We start from the raw sequence: 19,521 nt of genomic DNA, 5'->3' as shown, positions 1-19,521 counted from the left end.
GCGGGGGCCGCCTTCTTCGCGGGGGCCGCCTTCTTCGCGGGTGCGGCCGACTTGGCGGTACGTCGCGAGATCACCTTGCGGGCCGCGGAGGCGGCCTGACCGGCCAGGGACTTCCTAGTGCTGCGAGCCATGGAACGGGCCTCCCTCTGGCCGTGACATCCGTGACTGACATCACGGCTGCACGGAGGGTAGCCGGTGTGCGGGGGCGGCTCAAACAGGCGCACCGAAAGCAGGACGGCCGGCCCCGAGTGGGGCCGGCCGTCCGGTAGCGCTGTTCAGAGGAGGCTCAGCCCTCCTCCTCCCCCAGGATCGAGCGGAGACGCTTGGGTGCCGGAGCCTCATCGCCCGTGGGCGCAGACTCGGAGGCACCCTGGAGCGCCTCGAGCTGCTGGGTGAAGTAACTCTTGAGCCGCGAGCGGTACTCGCGCTCGAAGGACCGCAGGTTCTCGACGTCGAGGCTGAGCTTGTCGCGCTCCTTCTCGAGGTCTCCGAAGAGCTGCTGACGGCGCTCGGCGGTCTCGGCGTCGAGCATCTGCGAGCGGGTGCGCGCGTCAGACTCGAGCCGGTCGGCCTTGCTCTTGGACTCGGCCTCGAGGCGCTCGGCCTTGGTACGGGCCTCGCCCACGATCTTGTCGGCCTGGTTCTTGGCGTCCTCGACCAGCTCGTCGGCGTTGCGGGTGGCGATCTCGAGCAACCGGGCCGCGGCGTTGGACGCCTGGGGCACGGTCTCGACTCGGATCGTCTCCTGCGGAGCCACCTCAGCGGCAGGCACTGCGACCTGCACCGGCTCACGCTCGGGAACCTTCTCGGTCACGACCGGCTGCGGCGCCGTCTCGGCGGGCGACGGAGCGCCACTCTGTGCCGAGGAGAGCTTCGACCGAAGGTCGTCGTTCTCCTTGGTCAGCCGCGCGAGCTCGGCCTCGACCTCGTCGAGGAACTGATCGACCTCGCCCATGTCGTAGCCCTCACGGAGCCGGACAGGCGTGAATCGCTTGTTGCTCACGTCCTCAGGCGTCAGCGGCATGACCTCACCCATTCTTGATCGGTTCGAGCAGTACGTGTCCGTCGAACAATAGCGCCTGACGTGGGACTGGTGTGACGTGGCGTCACCCCAGGGGCACCCGGCGTCAGGACAGGAGCAGCGACGCGTTGACGAATCGCAGCACGTAGGCGGAGATCATCACGATGATGAAGCTCAGGTCCAGGGCGAAGTTGCCCAGACGCAACGGCGGGATCACCCGACGCAGCGCCTTGATCGGCGGGTCCGTGACGGAGTAGACCGCCTCGAGCACGACCAGGACAACGCCACGCGGACTCCAGGAACGCGCGAAGACCTGCACCCAGTCGACGATGAACCTGACCCAGAGCATCCCGATGAAGACCCAGAGGACGACATCGATGATCCGTCCAGCAATTTCCACGATTTCCTAGCTCTGGTTGAAGAAACCACCCTCGGCGATCCGCTGCTTGTCCTCGGCGGCGACCGTGACGTTGGGCGGGGAGAGCAGGAACACCTTGTTGGTGACGCGCTCGATCGTGCCACGCGTCGCAAACACGAGGCCGGCAGCGAAGTCGACCAGTCGCTTGGCGTCGGCGTCGTCCATCTCGGAGAGGTTCATGATCACCGGCACGCCCTCGCGGAAGTTCTCACCGACGGTGCGCGCCTCGTTGTAGGTGCGCGGGTGCAGGGTCGTGATCCGGGACAGCTCGGCGACCACGCCGGAGGGGCCGGGGCCGGGTGCGTGACGGCGACGCTCGGAGAGGTCGGCGACGGCGGCCGGACGCGACTCCTTGACCCGCGGGGCACGCCCCGTGGACACCGGCATCGTCTCCTGGGTGTGGTAGTCGTCGCCGTCGTAGTCGTCGTAACGACCGGTGTCCTCGAGCAGGCCGAGGTATTCACCGATCCTGCGCATCGCACCGCTCATGGCTGAAGCCTTTCGAAACGTCGGGCGCCCTGTAGGGACGCGCCTTCTCTGATGTGGACACTACTTGAACCGGGGCCTCGTTCCGAGGACCGCGGAGCCTATGCGCACGTGTGTCGCGCCTGCTGTGACGGCCTGCTCCAGGTCGCCACTCATGCCCGCCGAGAGCCAGGTCGCGTCGGGGTGCTGCGTGCGTAGCTGACCCTGCACCTCGACCAACCGGGCGAACGCCGCGGCGGGGTCCTCACCGAGCGGCGCGACGGCCATCAGGCCGCGCAGTCGCAACCGGTCCGAGGCGACCACGGCGTCGGCGAGCGCCGCCAGGTCGGCAGGGTCGGCGCCCGACCGGTGCTCGGCTCCGGGCGGATCGAGGCTCACCTGGAGCAGCACCTCGACCTCGTGGTCGCGGGCGTCCGCGCCCCGGTCGAGGGGGCCGACCAGCTTGACGCGGTCGAGCGACTCGACGACGTCGGCATAGTGGGCGACCGCCGCCGCCTTGTTGCTCTGGAGTCCGCCGATGAAGTGCCACCGCAGGCCGAGGTCGGCGCACTCGGCCGCCTTGGCCTCGGCCTCCTGGTGGCGGTTCTCGCCGACGTCGGTGACGCCGAGGTCGGCGAGCAGCCGGACGTCGGAGGCCGCGAAGAACTTGGTCACGACGACCAGTGAGACCTCGGCGGGGTCGCGCCCGGCTCCGGCGCAGGCGTCGGCGATCCGGCCCTGCACGGTGGCCAGGTTGGCGGCGATCTCGTCTCGGCGGCTCATGACATCCACACCAGGCCCGCGAAGCGGCCCGCCTCGGCGCCGTCGCGGCGGTGGGAGTGCAGCCCGGTCTCCTCGAGGGTGCAGCCGCCGACCTCGACGACGTCGACGCCCGCGGTCTCGAGCTGGGTGCGGACGCCGGCCCCCAGGTTGAGCGAGGGCGTGCCCCACGTGGTGTGGGCGAAGGTCGACGGTTGCGCCGCGGCCACCTCGGCGCGCAGCTCGTCGGGCACCTCGTAGCACCCACCGCAGACGTGCGGACCGATCCAGCCGACCAGCCGCTCGGCCCCGGCGGCCCGCATCCGGCCCACTGCGCGGGCGACGATGTCGAGCGAGACCCCAGCCCGGCCGGCGTGCACGGCGCCGATGACGCCGGCGGCGGGGTCGGCGAGCACGACCGGGACGCAGTCGGCGACGCGGACCATCAGTCCGAGCCCGCGGGTCGTGGTCACCAGCGCGTCGCCGTCGGGCACGTCACCCGGCACCGGCGGACCGGGCTGGTCGACGTCGACGACGTCGGCCCCGTGCAGCTGGTCCAGCCGCGCGAAGCGCACCCCGCACGCCTGCTCGACCACGGGCAGGTCGGTCGCGAATCGCGGGCCCAGCTCCTGCAGGTCGACCGTGGAGTCGGTGAAGGCGACGTCCACGTGGACGTCGCCAACCCGCGTGTCCCGGTAGAAGAACACTGCCTACTTCAGGAAGTCCGGGATGTCGAGGTCGTCATCGTCGTACTGCACCGCCGGGCGCGGGGTGGGCGTCGTGGACTGCTTGCGAGCACCGGCGAGCACGGTCTCCCGCTCCTTGTCCTTGGCGGCGTCCTTGGCCTGGTCGGAGTCGGACTCCCCCTCGCTGCGACGGGTGGCCACCGCGGCGGCCGCGGCGCGGGTCTCGGCCTGGGTCTGCTGCGGCTTGGGGTCGCGACGCAGGACGTTGCCCTCCTCCTTGCGCTTGGGCGTTCCGCCGTCGAAGCCGGCCGCGATCACCGTCACCCGCACCTCGTCGCCCAGGGCGTCGTCGATGGTGGCACCGAAGATGATGTTGGCCTCGGGGTGGACCGCGTCGGCCACCAGGGCCGCCGCCTCGTTGATCTCGAAGAGGCCGAGGTCAGAGCCACCCGCGATCGAGAGCAGCACGCCGTGAGCGCCGTCGATGGACGCCTCGAGCAGCGGGCTGGACACGGCCATCTCCGCAGCGGCGACCGCGCGGTCCTCACCGCGGGCCGAGCCGATGCCCATGAGGGCGGAGCCGGCATCGGCCATGACCGACTTGACGTCGGCGAAGTCGAGGTTGATCAGGCCGGGGGTGGTGATCAGGTCGGTGATGCCCGAGACGCCCTGGAGCAGCACCTGGTCGGCCTGCTTGAACGCGTCGAGGACCGAGACGTTGCGGTCGCTGATCGAGAGCAGCCGGTCGTTGGGGATGACGATGAGGGTGTCGACCTCTTCGCGCAGCTGCGCGATGCCCTCGTCGGCCGAACCGGCGCGGCGGCGGCCCTCGAAGGCGAACGGCCGGGTCACGACACCGATGGTCAGCGCACCGAGCGAGCGCGCGATCCGCGCGACGACCGGGGCGCCACCGGTGCCGGTGCCACCTCCCTCGCCCGCGGTCACGAACACCATGTCGGCGCCCTTCATGACCTCTTCGATCTCGTCGGCGTGGTCCTCGGCGGCGCGCGCCCCCACGTCGGGGTTGGCGCCGGCACCGAGGCCGCGGGTGAGCTCGCGGCCGATGTCGAGCTTGACGTCGGCGTCGCTCATGAGCAGCGCCTGGGCGTCGGTGTTGATCGCGATGAACTCGACGCCCTTGAGGCCGACCTCGATCATCCGGTTGACGGCGTTGACGCCACCGCCGCCGATGCCCACGACCTTGATGATGGCCAGGTAGTTCTGTGCAGCTGCCACGGCGGCTTCACCTCTCGCAAAGTTTGTGGAGTGTTGGTCTGGACGGGTCCGGCTGCGGGGAAGTCGACGAGTGAGGAACCCTGACCCTCAGGCTGAGGGTTATAGTTATGTCAACCTCGTCGTGGTGATGACAGTAGGCACGGAGGTCGGCATCCAGTCGGCGACACGCCGTACCTTGCCGGGACTTGATCGATCCTGGCCGCGCCGCTGAACGTCCCCCACCCCCCGAGTCGGCGCTTGTGCACTGCCGTACGACGCCGAGTCGGCGCTTGTGTCGTGCACGTGCGCCGACTCGGCGACTTTTCAAGAGTCACAAGCGCAGACTCGGCGTCGCTCGGGGATCAGCGGGAGGACGTCGTCGGGTTGCCCGGCACGCTGACGTCGTAGACCTGGGCGTCCTGGAGGAGCAGGGCCTCGAGGACCTCGGCCTTCTCCTCGGACTGGGCCGAGCTCCCCCACCGGACCCGACGGCCGTCCTTGAGCTCGAGGGCGATCTGGTCGACGGTCAGCACCTCGACGTGGTTGACGCGGGCAGCCAGGTCGCTCGGCAGCGCGGCCACCACCAGGGCGGCCTCGCGTAGCGCGTCGCCGCTCGTGGTGGCGGTGGTGCGCACTCGGGGCAGCCCGTCGGGGGCCTCGCGGTAGGTGCCGAACACGATGCCCTCGGCGTCGAGGCCGCGCAGCGAGCCGGCGATCTCCACGACGGCCACGGCGGTGCGCTCCTCGACCTCGATGAGTACGTCGTGCGGCCACTGCCGCGACACCTCGGCCGACTTCACCACCGGCAGCGACTCGACCCGGCGCTGGATCGCGTCGAGGTCGACCCGGGCCAGCGGGTCACCGAGCGGCACCCGCGCGACCTCGCGGACCTGGTCGTCGGTGAGGGTGCGCTCGCCGGTGACCTCCACGCCGTCGGCGGCCAGGGCGTCGGAGAAGAACACCGCGTAGGTGCCGCCCCCGACCAGGACGACGAGCAGCAGCGCGGCCACGACGTACTTCCACGCGAGCCAGCGGCGGGCCCACTGCCGGCGGGCGAAACGCCGCCGGGTCTGGAGCGCGGCGCGCTCCTCAGGAGTGTGGGCAGTCCTAGCCATCACGGTCCGCCAGCAGTGCCAGGATCCGCGGGCCCAGCTGGGTGACGGTGCCGGCGCCGAGGGTGACCACCAGGTCGCCCGGTCGGGCGCGGCGCACGACCTCGGCGGGCACGGCGTCGAAGTCGGGGACGAACGCGACCCGCTCCGCGGGCAGAGGCACGGCGTCGGCCACGAGGGCGCCGGTGACCGCAGGGTCGGCCTCCTCGCGGGCGAGGTAGACGTCGAGCACCACGACCTCGTCGGCGGCGCCGAGCGCCTCCCCCATGGCAACCCCGAACAGGCGGGTGCGGGAGACGAGGTGCGGCTGGTAGGCCACGACCACGCGACCGGTGCCGGCGACGGCCCGGGCCGCGGCGAGGTCGCCGGCGATCTCGGCGGGGTGGTGGGCGTAGCTGTCGTAGACGCACACCTGCGCGGCCTCGCCCTTGAGCTCCATCCGGCGCCGGGTGCCGCCGAAGCCCTCGAGGCCGCGGCGCAGGTCGTCGAAGGAGAAGCCGAGGCGGAGCCCGGTCGCGAGCGCGGCGGCGGCGTCGAGGACGTAGTGGCGGCCTGGGATACGCAGCGTCACCCGGCCGAGCTCGGTGCCGTCGTCGACGACGGTGAAGGACGACGTGGTGCCCTCGAAGGCGAGGTCGGAGACCCGCAGGTCAGCGTCGCCCTCCCCCACGCGCACGACCCGAAGACCGGTCGCGCGGGCGACGTCGGCGAGTCGACGCGCGCCCGGGTCGTCGACGATGCAGACCAGAAATCCGTCGGGGTCGACCCGGCCGGCGAACTCGTCGAAGGCGGCCCGGTAGGCCTCCTCGGTGCCCCACTGGTCGAGGTGGTCGGCCTCGACGTTGGTGACCACGGCGGCGTAGGGCTCGTAGACCAGGAACGCGCCGTCGCTCTCGTCGGCCTCGGCGACGAAGAGGTCACCGGCGCCCTCGTCGGCGTTGGTGCCGGTCTCGGCGAGATCCCCACCGATGGCGTACGTCGGGTCGGCACCGGCGGCCTGCAGGGCGACCGTGAGCAGCGAGGTCGTGGTTGTCTTCCCGTGGGTGCCGGCCACGGCAACGACGCGGCGGCCCGCCATGACCGAGGCCAGCGCGGCCGAGCGGGGCAGGACCACGAGCCCGCGCCGCACGGCCTCGACGTACTCGGGGTTGTCGTCGTGGACCGCGGTGGAGACGACGACGGTGTCGACGGACTCGACGTTGGCGGCCTCGTGGCCGAGCGAGACCCGGGCGCCGGCGTTGCGCAGCGCCTCGAGCGTGGGGCTGTCGACGGCGTCGCTGCCGCTGACCGTGATGCCGCGCGCCAGCATGATCCGGGCGATGGCGGAGAGCCCCGCTCCCCCGATGCCGACGAAGTGCACCCGGCCGAGCCCGTCGGCCGGTGTGATGAGGTCGGGGACCGCCACCCTCACCGGTGTGCTCCCGCGACCTCGGCCACGATCGCGGCCAGCCGGTCGTCGGCGTCGCGCGGGATCAGGCCGGACGCGGCGGCGCTCATCGCCGCCAGCCGCGCCGGGTCGGTGACCAGCGGCGGGACGTGGTCGGCGACCCAGTCGGGGGTCAGCTCCGCGTCGGAGACGAGCAGTGCTCCCCCGGCGTCGACGATCGGCTGCGCGTTGCGCACCTGCTCCCCGTTGCCGATCGGCAGCGGCACGAAGATCGCGGGCACGCCGGTGGCGGCTGCCTCGGTGACGCTGGACGCGCCGCCGCGGCAGATCATCAGGTCGGCCGCGGCCAGGGCGAGGTCCATCCGGTCGACGAAGTCGACGACGACGTAGGGGGTGCCGGTCGCCGTCGGCGTCGCCTCACCCTTGGGTCCGATGACGTGGAGCACCTGGATGCCGCCGCTGCCGAGCGCGCCGGAGGCACCGGAGACGGCCTGGTTGAGCCGGCGCGCCCCCTGCGAGCCGCCGGTGACCACCAGGGTGGGCAGGTCAGGGTCGAGGCCGAAGAAGGCGCGGGCCTCGGCGCGCACGGCCGCCCGGTCGAGCTGGGAGATCATCCGGCGGATCGGCAGGCCGACGTACTCGGCGTGGGGCAACGGGGTGTCGGGGAAGCTCACCGCCACCCGGCGCGCGACCCGGGCGCCGGCCTTGTTGGCCAGACCGGGCACGGCGTTCTGCTCGTGGACGACGACCGGCACCTTGCGGCGCCGGGCAGCGAGGTAGGCCGGCATCGAGACGTAGCCGCCGTAGCCGACCACGACGTCCGGTCGGACCCGGTCGATGACCGCCGCCGCCTGCCGCACCGCACCACGCAGCCGGGCCGGGACCTTGAGCAGGTCGCCGTTGAGGCGCCGCGGCAGGGGCACCGGGTCGATCAGCTCCAGGGGGTAGCCGGCGGCCGGGACCACCTTGGTCTCCAGGCCGCGGGCGGTGCCGAGGCACGTGATCTCCACGCCGGGGTCGAGCCGGCGCAGGGCGTCGGCGGTCGCGAGCAGGGGTGAGGTGTGGCCGGCGGTTCCACCACCGGCAAGCAGGACGCGCATCAGAGAGATGATCTCATCGTGCCGCGAGCCCGGCCGACCGGACCTTCTTCCGCTGCGCCAGCGCTCGCGCCGCCTCGGGCTCGCGGCGCGCGAAACCGACCAGCAGACCGACCGCGACCAGCGTCGGCAGCAGGCTCGAGCCGCCGTAGGACACGAGCGGCAGCGGGATGCCGATGACCGGCAGCAGGGCCAGCACCATGCCGACGTTGACGATCATCTGGCCGATCAGCCACACCACGATGCCGAAGGAGCAGTAGCGCACGAACGGGTCGGCGGTCTCGCGGGCGACGCGCAGGGCGGCGTAGGCCATGGTCAGGAAGAGCGCGACGACGAGCAGCGTGCCGACCAGGCCGAGCTCCTCGCCGAGGACGGCGAAGATGAAGTCGGTGTGGGCCTCGGGCAGGTCGCCCCACTTCTGCTGGCTGGCGCCGATGCCCTGCCCGAACGTGCCTCCGCTGGAGAGCGCGTAGAGGCCGTGGGCGGGCTGCCAGCCGGTGCCGTGGAAGTCCTGGAACGGGTCGATGAAGGTGGTGATCCGCTCGAAACGCTCGCGGTTGGTGGTGGCCATCGCGAAGACGGCGACCCCGACGATCATGGTCGACATCACGAAGAAACGGGCCGGGGCGCCGACCACCCAGAGCATCCCGAGCAGGATCGCGAACAGGATCAGCGCGGTGCCGAGGTCGCGGCCGAAGATGACCAGGCCGGTGGCCAGCAGCATGCCCGGCACGACGGGTACGACGATCTGGTGGAAGCTGCCGAGACGGCGCTCCTTGTTGGCGTAGATGTGGGCGGCCCAGATGACGAGGGAGAGCTTGGCGATCTCGGAGGGCTGGATGACCAGCGGGCCGAGCGCCAGCCAGTTGGTGTTGCCGTTGCGCTCGACGCCCATGAACGCGGTCATCAGCAGCAGGACCAGCGAGATCGAGAAGCCGGGGTAGGCCAGCCGGCGGATCCAGCGGTGCGGCAGCCGGCTGGCGACGTAGGCGCAGGGGACGCCCAAGACCACCCACATCAGCTGGCGGCGCACGATCGTGAACGAGTCGCCGGTCGCACGGAACGAGAAGACGCTCGACGAGCTGAGCACCATGATCAGCCCGATCGTGAGCAGCAGCCCGGCCGCGCCCACGAGCAGGTAGTACGACGTCAGCGGTCGCGCGAGCGCGTCGCGCACGGCGGCGCTCCAGCCGCCCAGACGGGCAGCGCGTGGGACACGCAGTCTCGAGCGGGTGCCTTCGGGGTTCGCGGTGGTCATGTCGCGCCCCCTTCGTGGCTACCGCAGGTCGTCGAGCCGGTCCCGGACTGCCGCGGCGAAGGCGTCGCCTCGTGCCGCATAGCTGGTGAACTGGTCCATCGAGGCGCATCCCGGTGCCAGGAGCACCGTGTCCCCGGCTCCGGCCAGACCGGCCGCCGCGTCCACGACACGCCTCATCAGGGCCTGTCCACCGTCCTGCGTGTCAGTCTCGCCGCCGTCGACAGCGATCACCCGCACATCTGGTGCGTGTCGCGAAAGCGCCTCGGCGATCACCTGCCGGTCCCGGCCGATGAGCACGACGCCGCGGAGCCGGTCGCGCACGGCCTGGACGAGCTCGTCGAAGTGGGCGCCCTTGGCCAGCCCGCCGGCGACCCAGACCACCGACTCGTAGGCCTGGAGCGAGGACCGGGCGGCGTGCGGGTTGGTGGCCTTGGAGTCGTCGACCCAGGCGACATCGTCGTGCTCGGCGACGAACGCGATCCGGTGGCCGTCGGGGCGGAAGGCGCGCAGCCCGTCGCGGACCGCGGCCTGGCTGACGCCGTGGGCGCGGGCGAGGGCCGCCGCGGCCAGGGCGTTGGCCACGAAGTGCGGCGCCTTCGAGGCCAGGTCGTCGAGCGTGCACAGCTCGGCGGCGCTGCTGTCGCGCTGCTCGAGGAACGCCCGGTCGGCCAGGACGTCCTCGACCAGACCCACCATCCCCACCGAGGGCGTGCCGAGCGTGAAGCCGATGGCGCGCGCGCCTTCGACGACGTCGGCCTCGCGCACGAGCTCCTCGGTCGCGGGGTCGGCGACGTTGTAGACGCACGCCAGCTGGGTGCGCTCGTAGATGCGGCCCTTGTCGGCGGTGTAGTCGGCCATCGCCGACGGACCGTCGTACCAGTCGAGGTGATCCTCGGCGATGTTGAGCACCGCGGAGGCCTGCGGGCTCATGGAGTCGGTGTAGTGCAGCTGGAAGCTGGACAGCTCGACCGCGAACACGTCGTAGGGCTCGGGGTCCATGACCGCCTCGACGATCGGGGTCCCGACGTTGCCGACCGCGCGGCTGCGCAGCCCGGCGGCACGCAGGATCGAGTCGAGCATCTGCACGGTCGTGGTCTTGCCGTTGGTGCCCGTGACGCACAGCCACGGGGTGTCGTGGGCCGGGTCGCGCAGCCGCCAGGCCAGCTCCACCTCGCCCCACACGGGCACGCCGCGGTCGTGGGCCTGCACGACCAGCGGCGAGTCGGGACGGAAGCCGGGTGAGACGACGAGCAGGTCGACGTCGTCGGGCAGGGTGGCGGTGGCGCCCTCGTGGAGCAGCACCCGGGCTCCGAGGATCTCGAGCAGCTCGGCCTTCTCGAGCTCGTCGGCGTTGCGTGCCCCCTCGGCCAGCGCCGTGACGCTCGCGCCGAGGTGAGTCAGGTTGTCGGCGGCGGCGAAGCCGGAGACACCGAAGCCGGCGACGACCGCGCGGACGCCCTGCCAGGAGTCGTGCCGTCCGAGCGAAGTCGGGTCGGTCAAAGTCGGGCTACCCATTCTGCGTAGAACACACCGAGACCGGTGGCGACGAACAGGCCGGTGATGATCCAGAACCGGATCACCACCGTCACCTGCTCCCAGCCCAGCATCTCGAAGTGGTGGTGGAGCGGGGCCATCCGGAAGATCCGCCGACCCTTGCTGAGCTTGAAGAAGCCGACCTGCAGCATCACCGACGCGGTCTCGAGCACGAACATGCCGCCGATGATCACGAGCAGCAGTTCGGTGCGGGTCAGGATCGCGAAGCCGGCCAGGGCGCTGCCGAGCGCGAGCGAGCCGGTGTCGCCCATGAAGATGGCCGCGGGCGCGGCGTTCCACCACAGAAAGCCGAAGCAGGCGCCGGTGATCGCCGCCGCGATGACGGCGAGGTCGAGCGGGTCTCGGACGTTGTAGCACTGGCCGCTCGGGTCGAACTCGCAGGACTGGTTGCTCTGCCAGATGTTGACCAGCATGTAGGCGCCGAACGTCATCACGCTCGCGCCGGTGGCCAGACCGTCGAGGCCGTCGGTGAGGTTGACCCCGTTGCTGGTGCCGATCACGATCAGCCAGATCAGCACGATGGCCAGCACCATCGGCAGCGCCAGCCACTCGATCTCCCGCAGGAACGAGACCTTCTCCGAGGCGGGGGTCCGCCCGTTGCCGTCCTCCAGCCACGGCGAGAGCGACAGCACGCCGAAGACCACCGCGATCACGGTCTGCCCGGCCATCTTGGCCTTGCTGCGCAGCCCGAGACTGCGCTGGCGCGAAATCTTGATGTAGTCGTCGAGGAACCCGACCAGGGCCATGCCGACGAACAGGAAGAGCAGCAGCAGGGCCGAGGCCGAGGGCGGGCTCATCGTGATCAGCTTGGCCGCGAAATAGGCGATGACGCTGGACAGGATGATCACCACCCCGCCCATCGTGGGCGTGCCCCGCTTGGTGTGGTGGCTGGTGGGGCCGTCGTCGCGGATCTCCTGGCCGTAGCCCCAGCGGGTGAAGTAGGTGATGGCGACGCGGGTGCCGAGCAGGGACATGAGCAGGGCCAGGCCGCCGCCGAGGAGGATCGCTCTCATGGTGTCGTGGACCCTCCTTCCAGGAGCTGCTGGGCGAGCCACTCGAGGGCGGCTCCGTTGGATGCCTTGACGAGTACGACGTCATCGGCCACGGCATTGTCGCGCACCCACCGCAGGGCGGCGTCCCGCCCCGCCGAGACGACCAGCTCGCAGTGCCCGGCGCCGCCTGAACGCACGCCGTCTGCGATGCCTGAGGCGGCGGGCCCGACCACGACCACCACGTCGACGCCCGCGGCGGCGGCCGCCTCACCCACCTCCCGGTGCGCAGCGACGGCTCCGTCGCCGAGCTCCTTCATCTCTCCGAGGACGGCGATCGTGCGCCCGGTGCGGTGCGTACCGAGGGCGCGCAGGGCGTCGAGAGCCGCGCGCATGGACGCCGGGTTGGCGTTGTAGGCGTCGTTGACCACCAGCAGCCCGTCGGCGCGGGTGTGGAGCTCCATCCGCGACCGTGAGGTCGCCTGCGCGGAGCCGAGCGAGGCGGTCACCTCCGCCAGCGGCCGGCCGACCGCGAGGGCCATCGCGGCCGCGGCGGCAGCGTTGGCGACCTGGTGGGCGCCGGTCTGGGTCAGCGTGACCGGCAGCCACTCGCCGGCGTACCCCAGCTCGAAGCCGGGGCGACCGAGCTCGTCGAGCGTGACGCCCCGCCAGCTCACCTCCCCAGACCCGCCGGAGCCGCCGAACGTGAGGGTCCGCGCGCGGGTGCGCCCGGCCATGGCTGCGGTGAGGTCGTCGTCGGCGTTGAGCACGGCCACGCCGGTCTCGGGCAGCGCTTCGACGATCTCGCCCTTGGCGGCCGCGATCGCCTCGCGGCTGCCGAACTCGCCGATGTGGGCGGTGCCGACGTTGATCACGGCGGCCACGGTGGGTGGCGCGATGTCGCACAGGTAGGCGATGTGGCCGATCCCCCGGGCGCCCATCTCGACCACCAGGTAGTGGGTGCCGGCGTCGGCGCGGAGGACCGTCAGCGGCACCCCGATCTCGTTGTTGTTGTTGGCCGTCGTGGCGACGGTGGGGCCGGCGGCGGCAAGGACGTGCGCGAGGTAGTCCTTGGTGCCGGTCTTGCCCTGCGACCCGGTCAGGGCGAGGACCGGGATGCCGAGGGTGTCGACGACGTGGCGGGCCAGGCGGGCCAGAGCGGCCACGGGGTCGGCGACGACCACTGTGGGCGCCTCGGTAGGACGGCTCCCCAGCACCGCGTGGGCGCCGCCGGCGAAGTCGTGCCCGTCGACCCGCTCCCCCACCACCGCCACGAACAGACCGTCGGGCACCGGCACCCGGTTGTCGACGTACGCCGGTCCGGTCACGGTGAGCGCGGGGTCGCCGTGGACCACGCCACCGACGACCGTCGCCACCTCGGCGAGCGTCATCGCGATCATCGGCCAGCCGCCAGGGCCTGGCGGACGACCACGCGGTCGTCGAAGGGGTGCACCACGTCGTGGATCTCCTGGCCGGTCTCGTGTCCCTTGCCGGCGACCAAGACGATGTCACCCGGACGCGCTCGCCGCACCGCCTCGTGGATCGCCGCGCGCCGGTCGCCCTGCTCGACGACCTCGGCACCGCCGGGCTCGACGCCGGCCAGCATGGCGGCCCGGATCGCGGCGGGGTTCTCGGTGCGCGGGTTGTCGTCGGTGACGATCAGCACGTCGGCCAGGCGGGCGGCGATGCCGGCCATGATCGGCCGCTTGCCGGGGTCGCGGTCGCCGCCGGCGCCGAGCACCACGATCACCTGGCCGGAGGTCAGCGGGCGCAGCGTGCGCAGCGCGGCCTCGACGGCGTCGGGCTTGTGGGCGTAGTCGACGACGACCACGAAGTCCTGGCCGGCGTCGACCTGCTCGAAGCGGCCCGGGACGCCGGTCCCGCGGGCGATGCCGGTGGCCACCGCGGCGGGGTCGAGCCCGGCCTCGCCGCAGGCCGCGATCGCGGCCAGGGTGTTGGCCACGTTGAAGTCGCCGGGGACCGGGCAGCCGGCCGGGACGCTCAGCCCGTCGGGGCCGCGCACCGTGAAGGACGAGCCGTCGGCACGCAGCACCACGTGGACGGCGCGCCAGTCGGCGTCGGCACCGGCGGCCGACATCGTGCGCACCGGGACCGTGGCCTCCCGGGCGAGCCGGCGCCCGTGCTCGTCGTCGACGTTGACCAGCGCGAGCCGGCAGCGCTCCGGGGTGAACAGCGAGGCCTTGGCGGCGTAGTAGTCGTCGACGGTGCCGTGGAAGTCGAGGTGGTCGCGCCCGAGGTTGAGGAACACGGCGACGTCGAAGACCACCCCGTCGACCCGCCCGAGCACCAGGGCGTGGCTCGACACCTCCATGGCGCAGGCGGTGACGCCGCGCTCGCGCATCATCGCGAACAGGCCGTGCAGGTCGGGCGCCTCGGGCGTGGTCAGGGAGGTCTTGATGTCCTCCCCGTCGACCCGGGTGCCGACCGTGCCGATCACCGCCGCCTTGACGCCCGCTCGCTCGAGGCCGTCCTCCGCGAGGCGGGTGGTCGTGGTCTTGCCCTGGGTGCCGGTCACGCCGATCATCCGCAGCGCGCCGGCGGGCTCTCCGTAGACATGGGCGGCCAACCGCCCCAGGACCTCGCGGGGTCGCTCCACCACGAGGAGCGGTACGTCGGTCGCGGCCGCCTCGGCGCCGGCGGGGTCCGTCAGCACGGCGACCGCCCCGGCCTCGACCGAGGCCGCCGCGAAGGCGATGCCGTGGGTGCGCGCGCCGGGCAGGGCGGCGTACAGGTCACCCGGGAGGATCCGCTGCGAGCTCAGGGAGACGCCCGTGACCGCCACCCCGTCGGGGTCGCCCACGACGTCGACCGAGCCGAAGGTCGTGCTCAGCCAGTCGACGACGTCGGCAAGGGGCACGACCAGTGGGTGCTCGGGTCGGGTGGACACCGGACGATCATGTCCCATCACCACTCGACGGGCAGCCGCGACGCCGGGGTGCCCGTGGGGGGCACCGCGTAGCGGCGCAGCGCGTAGCCCATCAGCTTCGAGAACGCCGGCCCGGCGACCGAGCCACCGCCGCCGCCGTTGCGGGGGTTCTGGACCACGACGTAGATCGTGAAGCGCGGGTCGTCAGCGGGCGCGAAGCCCGCGAAGGAGACCGTGAACGTCCCGTCGTAGCCCCCCAGGCCGGCGCGCTGGGCGGTGCCGGTCTTGCCGGCCACACGGTAGCCGGGGACAGCGGCCCCCGGGGCGATGGCGATCTCGGGGTCGATCACCCGCTCCATCATCAGCGCGGTCTGGCGCGCGGCCTCAGCGCTGACCACGCGGCGGGTGGTGGCGACGTCGGTCCCGACCTCGTCACCGTCCTCGGTGACCGCCGAGCCCAGGATCAGGCTGGGGTCGACCCGGACGCCGCCGTTGGCGATGGTGTTGACCGCAGCCGCCATCTGCACCGCGTTGACCGACACCGACTGGCCGAAGGCGATCCGGTCCTGGGTCTGGCTGGTCCACATGCTCGGGTCCGGCAGCAGGCCGGCGGTCTCGCCGCCGACGCCGATGTTGGTGCGCTGGCCGAGACCGAAGCGGGTGAGGTAGTCGCGCAGCTGGCCGTCCTCGAACTTGTCGGCTGCGAGCACGGTGCCGATGTTGGAGGACTTGGCGAGCACGCCGGCGAGGGTGAGCCTGATCAGCCCGTGGTCGAACCAGTCGCCGATCGACCGGTCCTGGCGGTCGAGCGAGCCGGGCACCCGGAGCTTGGTGCGCGCGGTCACCTTGCCGGCGTCGATCAGCGCGCTGAGGGTCAGCACCTTCTGCACCGAGCCGGGCTCGTAGACGTCGGTCATCGCCCGGGACTTGTAGTCGTCCTTGTCGTAGTCCAGCGGACGCGACGCGTCGTACGTCGGGTCGTCGGCGAGGGCGAGCACGTCGCCGGTGCGCGAGTCCATGACCACGGCGACGCCGGAGTCGCCGCCGGCCTGCCGCACGGTCTGGCGGAGCACCCGCTGGGTGAACCACTGGAGGTCTCGGTCGATGGTGGTGGTCAGGTCCTGGCCGTCGACCGCCCCGACGACGGTGTTGTCGCCGAGCGGGAGCTTGTTGCCGGCGCCGACCTGGTAGCGGGCCTCGCCGTCGGTGCCGGCGAGGTGGGTGTTGAAGGTCGCCTCGAAGCCGGCCGAGGGCTTGGCGCTGCCGTCGGGGTTGGGCGTGCCGAGGAAGCCGACCAGGTTGGCGGCCACGTCTCGGGCCGGGTAGAAGCGCACCGGGTCGCGCCGAGTGGCCAGGCCGCCGTAGGCGTCGGCGACGGCTTCGAACTCGTCGCGGGCCTCCTCGTCGCCGTCCTGCTTGGCCTGCTCGGCGTCCTCGGTGGCGTCGGCCGCGAGCTCACGGGCGTCGGACAGCACCTCGTTGGCGATCCGGGCCGGCACCTGGCGGGCGATGTACTGGAAGCGGCTGTCCTCCACGCGGAGGCGTTCGAGGGTGCGGAAGTAGTCGACACCGAGCCGGCCGGCGAGGAACTTCGCGACCTCGGGCGCCTTGGCCGCGGTCATCGTCGGGTCGGCCACGACCATCAGGCCGTCGGCGGAGTCGGCCAGCGGCTCGCCGTTGCGGTCGAGGATGTCGCCGCGCTCGGCCGGGAGCAGGACGGTGACGGAGCCCTCGGCGGCCGCCATCTCGGCGTACTGCTCGGGGTCGAGCCCCTGGAGCTGGACGAGTCGGGCGGCGAAGAAGGAGAGCACGATCGCGATCAGGACGAACCCGGAGCGCATCCGGAACTCCGAGGAGCCACGCAGGCGCGAACGTCGGCGCAGGCGCGGGGGTCGGGGTCGGCTCACCGGGCTACTCCTGGTCGGTCGCGCCATCAGCGCTGGCGCTGCTGCCGCTGGGACTGCTGCTGGTCAGTTCTACCCGTCGCGCCGGCGCCTTCGCCGTCGCCACGCCCGTTGCCACGCCCGTTGCCACGCCCGTTGCCGGCGCCGTTCGTGGTGGTGGTGGTCGACTCCACCGTGGTGATGATCGGTGCAGGGTCCAGGACGCCGGGACGCTCGGGCCGGTCCGGAGCCAGGTCGAGCGGAGCGCCGGGCGCGCCGCCCTCACCTTCCGTCTTGCCGGTGCCGAGGTGGAGGAAGACGGGGGCCGCGGCGGGCACCATGTTGAACTTCTTCTGCGCCACCTCCGCGAGCCGCTGGGGGTCGCGCAGCTCGTCGAGCTCGTTCTCCAGCGCCTGCTCGCGGGCGGCCAGGTTGGTGGCCTGCTCCTCGAGCGCGGTCGTCGTGAACGACGCCTGCTGCATCGAGGTGTTGAAGAGCAGGAGCCCGACCACGCCGGCCAGCAGCAGCAGGCTGACCAGCGTCACGAACGGGACCTTGGGGGCGCGCGTGCGCCGACGGGGTACGACGGTCAGCCGCGCCCGCTCGACGGCGGCCTCGGCGAGGCCACGCCCCTGGAGGGACAGTCGGGTGCGGACCGAGGCGGGTGCGCTGCTGCTCATCTATGCGGCTCCTTTGCCGGAGGTGCTGCGGGTGGGGCGAAGTCGTTCGACGGCGCGGAGCCGGACGGAGGCGGCGCGGGGGTTGGTGGCGATCTCGTCGGCGTCGGCCTTCTCGGCACCGCGGGTCACCAGGCGCAGGGCCGGCTCGTGGCCCTCGGGCACGAACGGCAGGTCCTCGGGGACCAGGGACCGGGTCACCGCGGTGAACGCCTGCTTGACCAGGCGGTCCTCCAGCGACTGGTAGGACTCGACGACGACCCGGCCGCCGACGGCGACCGAGTCGATCGCGGCGGGGATCGCGCGGCGCAGCACCGCCAGCTCGTCGTTGACCTCCATCCGCAGCGCCTGGAAGGTGCGCTTGGCGGGGTGTCCCCCGGTCCGGCGGGCCGGCGCCGGGATCTCGGCGTAGAGCAGCTCGACCAGCCGGGCCGAGGTGGTGAACGGCTCGGTCTCGCGCTGACGGACGACGGCTCCGGCGATCTTGCGTGCGAACTTCTCCTCGCCGTAGTCGCGCAGCACCCGGGTCAGCTCGGCGGCGGAGTAGGTGTTGAGCACGTCGGCCGCGGTCGGGCCGGTGGTGTCGTCCATCCGCATGTCGAGGGGTGCGTCGACGGAGTAGGCGAAGCCGCGCTCGCGCACGTCGAGCTGCATGGAGGAGACGCCGAGGTCGAAGAAGACCCCGTCGACCGCCGTCAGGCCGAGGCCGGCCAGCACGTCGGGGATCTCGTCGTACACCGCGTGCACGGCGGTGAAGCGGTCGCCGTACGCCGCCAGCCGGCGGCCCGCGAGCTCGAGCGCCGCCGGGTCGCGGTCGATGCCGACGACGCGGGCCAGCTCGCAGCGCTGCAGGACCGCCTCGCTGTGCCCGCCCAGACCGAGCGTGGCGTCCACCAGGACGGCACCTTCGTGGTCGAGTGCGGGGGCGAGGAGAGCCACCACCCGGTCGAGCAGCACCGGGAGGTGTGAGGGCGAGGACATCAGCGGCCCAGGTGGGCGAGCAGCAGGAAGGCCGTCGCGAAGCCGACTGAGGTGACCGCGGAGAACGTCATCAGCGCGACGGCGTCACGTGCCTGGTGGCGGACCCGCCTGACCGGTGCATCCGGTGCCAGTGGTGTGACGATCATCGGTTCGACCCCGCTCGAGAAGCGCTTGCTCGGTTAAGTGCTCGGTGTGGTGCTGGTGCTCGGTGCTGGTGATCCGCAGGACCAGGTCCCTGCCCGCTTCCCGAGGGAAGTGCCGGTTTCTGGTGCCGGGGAAGGTGCCCAGAACTCGGCGAGTACAGGAAGCGGGCCAGAGACCTCGTCCTGCGGATCCGTGTGAAGTTGGGTGCTACTCGTCGTCGCTCTCGTCGAGGTCGGCGAACTTGACGACCTCGGCCTCCTGGTACTCCCGCCACTTGGTGGGGTTCCAGATCTCGAGCCGGTCCCGCACACCGATCACGACGACGTCGCGCTCGAGGGCGGCGTACTCGCGCAGGGGCGCGGGGATGCCGATGCGGCCCTGCTTGTCGGGTGTGACCTCGTCGCCGCCGGAGAAGAACATGCGGTTGTAGCCACGTGCTGCCTTGCTGGTCATAGGTCGCTCCGCGGCGCGGTCGGCCTCACGGTCGAAGACCTCCGGGGGCCAGACGACCAGGCAGTTCTCCTGACCTTGCGTCACGACAACCCCCTCAGCCAGCCGGTCCCGGAACTTCGCGGGGAGGAAGAGCCGACCTTTCTCGTCGAGCTTCGGCGTGAAGGTGCCCATGAACCGCATGGAGCACCTCCTTCGTCAGCCACCGAGACCCACCACACTGGTCGCTTCCTCCACTTCGCTCCACATTACCCCACTTTCCTCCACCGTCAACCACATTCGCCGTGTTTCCCGGGCGGTCGCCGGGGCGTGGCGCCCCGGGGGTGCGGGTGTCGGAATCCCCGCGAAGTACGTCGTCGCCGGCGGCGCGAGTGCTGTGCGGCGAGCTGCGGCCCGTCGTGCGACGGCTCGAGCAGGCGCGCGCAGCAGGCTGGTGTGGCTCGAAGCGCAACCAAACCGTGACCACGCGAGTCAGAGGGACGAGTACCCAGGCGCGTAAGTTGCTGCGGCGATCTAGGGTGAAGTCCGCAGCCTGGAG

At 71.9% G+C, this 19,521-nt stretch carries 19 protein-coding genes; all 19 read right to left on the bottom strand.

Annotated elements, in window-relative coordinates:
• Positions 1 to 286 precede the first annotated feature (286 nt).
• Positions 287 to 1,024 carry a DivIVA domain-containing protein gene (locus BLR90_RS01870; RefSeq protein WP_245715108.1) on the bottom strand — a complete coding sequence of 246 codons (738 nt, stop codon included), beginning with the start codon at positions 1,022 to 1,024 and terminating at the stop codon, positions 287 to 289.
• Positions 1,025 to 1,127: 103 nt separating this feature from the next.
• Positions 1,128 to 1,421, bottom strand: a complete 294-nt coding sequence (locus tag BLR90_RS01865; protein ID WP_091022029.1) for a YggT family protein — start codon at positions 1,419 to 1,421, stop codon at positions 1,128 to 1,130.
• A 6-nt stretch (positions 1,422 to 1,427) separates the two neighbouring features.
• On the bottom strand, positions 1,428 to 1,928 hold the full coding sequence (locus tag BLR90_RS01860) for a cell division protein SepF (RefSeq protein ID WP_091022027.1): 501 nt from the start codon (positions 1,926 to 1,928) through the stop codon (positions 1,428 to 1,430).
• A 60-nt stretch (positions 1,929 to 1,988) separates the two neighbouring features.
• Positions 1,989 to 2,687: a YggS family pyridoxal phosphate-dependent enzyme gene (locus BLR90_RS01855; protein WP_091022025.1), complete on the bottom strand. Its 699-nt coding sequence runs from the start codon at positions 2,685 to 2,687 to the stop codon at positions 1,989 to 1,991.
• Positions 2,684 to 3,370 carry a purine nucleoside phosphorylase YfiH/LACC1 family protein gene (locus BLR90_RS01850; protein WP_091022023.1) on the bottom strand — a complete coding sequence of 229 codons (687 nt, stop codon included), beginning with the start codon at positions 3,368 to 3,370 and terminating at the stop codon, positions 2,684 to 2,686. Before BLR90_RS01850 ends, BLR90_RS01855 begins: the two co-directional genes overlap by 4 nt.
• 3 nt (positions 3,371 to 3,373) lie before the next feature.
• A complete protein-coding gene (gene ftsZ, locus BLR90_RS01845) occupies positions 3,374 to 4,585 on the bottom strand; it encodes a cell division protein FtsZ (RefSeq protein WP_091022022.1) in 1,212 nt (403 codons plus the stop codon).
• A 341-nt stretch (positions 4,586 to 4,926) separates the two neighbouring features.
• Positions 4,927 to 5,679, bottom strand: a complete 753-nt coding sequence (locus tag BLR90_RS01840) for a cell division protein FtsQ/DivIB (protein WP_091022020.1) — start codon at positions 5,677 to 5,679, stop codon at positions 4,927 to 4,929.
• On the bottom strand, positions 5,672 to 7,087 hold the full coding sequence (gene murC, locus BLR90_RS01835) for a UDP-N-acetylmuramate--L-alanine ligase (RefSeq protein WP_091022018.1): 1,416 nt from the start codon (positions 7,085 to 7,087) through the stop codon (positions 5,672 to 5,674). The genes BLR90_RS01840 and murC overlap by 8 nt, the downstream gene beginning before the upstream one ends.
• Positions 7,084 to 8,163 carry an undecaprenyldiphospho-muramoylpentapeptide beta-N-acetylglucosaminyltransferase gene (gene murG / locus BLR90_RS01830; RefSeq protein WP_091022016.1) on the bottom strand — a complete coding sequence of 360 codons (1,080 nt, stop codon included), beginning with the start codon at positions 8,161 to 8,163 and terminating at the stop codon, positions 7,084 to 7,086. Before murG ends, murC begins: the two co-directional genes overlap by 4 nt.
• Positions 8,164 to 8,176: 13 nt before the next feature.
• Positions 8,177 to 9,418, bottom strand: coding sequence for a putative lipid II flippase FtsW (gene ftsW / locus BLR90_RS01825; RefSeq protein WP_091022014.1), 1,242 nt, complete (start codon positions 9,416 to 9,418; stop codon positions 8,177 to 8,179).
• 18 nt (positions 9,419 to 9,436) lie between these two features.
• Positions 9,437 to 10,933: a UDP-N-acetylmuramoyl-L-alanine--D-glutamate ligase gene (murD, locus tag BLR90_RS01820; RefSeq protein WP_091022013.1), complete on the bottom strand. Its 1,497-nt coding sequence runs from the start codon at positions 10,931 to 10,933 to the stop codon at positions 9,437 to 9,439.
• Positions 10,915 to 11,985: a phospho-N-acetylmuramoyl-pentapeptide-transferase gene (gene mraY / locus BLR90_RS01815; RefSeq protein ID WP_091022011.1), complete on the bottom strand. Its 1,071-nt coding sequence runs from the start codon at positions 11,983 to 11,985 to the stop codon at positions 10,915 to 10,917. Before mraY ends, murD begins: the two co-directional genes overlap by 19 nt.
• Entirely contained in the window at positions 11,982 to 13,361 is a 1,380-nt protein-coding gene (locus tag BLR90_RS01810; RefSeq protein WP_091022010.1) for a UDP-N-acetylmuramoyl-tripeptide--D-alanyl-D-alanine ligase, read from the bottom strand. Before BLR90_RS01810 ends, mraY begins: the two co-directional genes overlap by 4 nt.
• Positions 13,358 to 14,869 carry a UDP-N-acetylmuramoyl-L-alanyl-D-glutamate--2,6-diaminopimelate ligase gene (locus BLR90_RS01805; protein WP_245715106.1) on the bottom strand — a complete coding sequence of 504 codons (1,512 nt, stop codon included), beginning with the start codon at positions 14,867 to 14,869 and terminating at the stop codon, positions 13,358 to 13,360. Before BLR90_RS01805 ends, BLR90_RS01810 begins: the two co-directional genes overlap by 4 nt.
• Before the next feature lie 17 nt (positions 14,870 to 14,886).
• Positions 14,887 to 16,755 carry a peptidoglycan D,D-transpeptidase FtsI family protein gene (locus BLR90_RS01800; RefSeq protein WP_245715105.1) on the bottom strand — a complete coding sequence of 623 codons (1,869 nt, stop codon included), beginning with the start codon at positions 16,753 to 16,755 and terminating at the stop codon, positions 14,887 to 14,889.
• A 26-nt stretch (positions 16,756 to 16,781) separates the two neighbouring features.
• Positions 16,782 to 17,411: a cell division protein FtsL gene (gene ftsL, locus BLR90_RS01795; protein WP_091022004.1), complete on the bottom strand. Its 630-nt coding sequence runs from the start codon at positions 17,409 to 17,411 to the stop codon at positions 16,782 to 16,784.
• On the bottom strand, positions 17,412 to 18,389 hold the full coding sequence (gene rsmH / locus BLR90_RS01790) for a 16S rRNA (cytosine(1402)-N(4))-methyltransferase RsmH (RefSeq protein WP_091022002.1): 978 nt from the start codon (positions 18,387 to 18,389) through the stop codon (positions 17,412 to 17,414). It abuts the gene before it with no gap.
• Positions 18,389 to 18,535, bottom strand: coding sequence for a hypothetical protein (locus tag BLR90_RS20835; protein ID WP_170254216.1), 147 nt, complete (start codon positions 18,533 to 18,535; stop codon positions 18,389 to 18,391). Before BLR90_RS20835 ends, rsmH begins: the two co-directional genes overlap by 1 nt.
• 205 nt (positions 18,536 to 18,740) lie before the next feature.
• Positions 18,741 to 19,166, bottom strand: a complete 426-nt coding sequence (gene mraZ, locus BLR90_RS01785) for a division/cell wall cluster transcriptional repressor MraZ (protein WP_091022000.1) — start codon at positions 19,164 to 19,166, stop codon at positions 18,741 to 18,743.
• Between the last annotated feature and the right edge of the window lie 355 nt (positions 19,167 to 19,521).

The sequence above is a fragment of the Nocardioides szechwanensis genome (assembly GCF_900103935.1).
Taxonomy (GTDB): domain Bacteria; phylum Actinomycetota; class Actinomycetes; order Propionibacteriales; family Nocardioidaceae; genus Nocardioides; species Nocardioides szechwanensis.
This window is presented reverse-complemented; position numbering and strand designations above follow the sequence as displayed.

Bases quoted from the DNA above. Each gene is read 5' to 3' on its own strand.
- BLR90_RS01870 (WP_245715108.1), bottom strand. From the start codon at position 1,024: ATGCCGCTGACGCCTGAGGACGTGAGCAACAAGCGATTCACGCCTGTC.
- BLR90_RS01860 (WP_091022027.1), bottom strand. From the start codon at position 1,928: ATGAGCGGTGCGATGCGCAGGATCGGTGAATACCTCGGCCTGCTCGAG.
- BLR90_RS01855 (WP_091022025.1), bottom strand. From the start codon at position 2,687: ATGAGCCGCCGAGACGAGATCGCCGCCAACCTGGCCACCGTGCAGGGC.
- BLR90_RS01840 (WP_091022020.1), bottom strand. From the start codon at position 5,679: ATGGCTAGGACTGCCCACACTCCTGAGGAGCGCGCCGCGCTCCAGACC.
- murG (WP_091022016.1), bottom strand. From the start codon at position 8,163: ATGCGCGTCCTGCTTGCCGGTGGTGGAACCGCCGGCCACACCTCACCC.
- ftsW (WP_091022014.1), bottom strand. From the start codon at position 9,418: ATGACCACCGCGAACCCCGAAGGCACCCGCTCGAGACTGCGTGTCCCA.
- murD (WP_091022013.1), bottom strand. From the start codon at position 10,933: ATGGGTAGCCCGACTTTGACCGACCCGACTTCGCTCGGACGGCACGAC.
- mraY (WP_091022011.1), bottom strand. From the start codon at position 11,985: ATGAGAGCGATCCTCCTCGGCGGCGGCCTGGCCCTGCTCATGTCCCTG.
- BLR90_RS01810 (WP_091022010.1), bottom strand. From the start codon at position 13,361: ATGATCGCGATGACGCTCGCCGAGGTGGCGACGGTCGTCGGTGGCGTG.
- ftsL (WP_091022004.1), bottom strand. From the start codon at position 17,411: ATGAGCAGCAGCGCACCCGCCTCGGTCCGCACCCGACTGTCCCTCCAG.
- rsmH (WP_091022002.1), bottom strand. From the start codon at position 18,389: ATGTCCTCGCCCTCACACCTCCCGGTGCTGCTCGACCGGGTGGTGGCT.
- BLR90_RS20835 (WP_170254216.1), bottom strand. From the start codon at position 18,535: ATGATCGTCACACCACTGGCACCGGATGCACCGGTCAGGCGGGTCCGC.
- mraZ (WP_091022000.1), bottom strand. From the start codon at position 19,166: ATGCGGTTCATGGGCACCTTCACGCCGAAGCTCGACGAGAAAGGTCGG.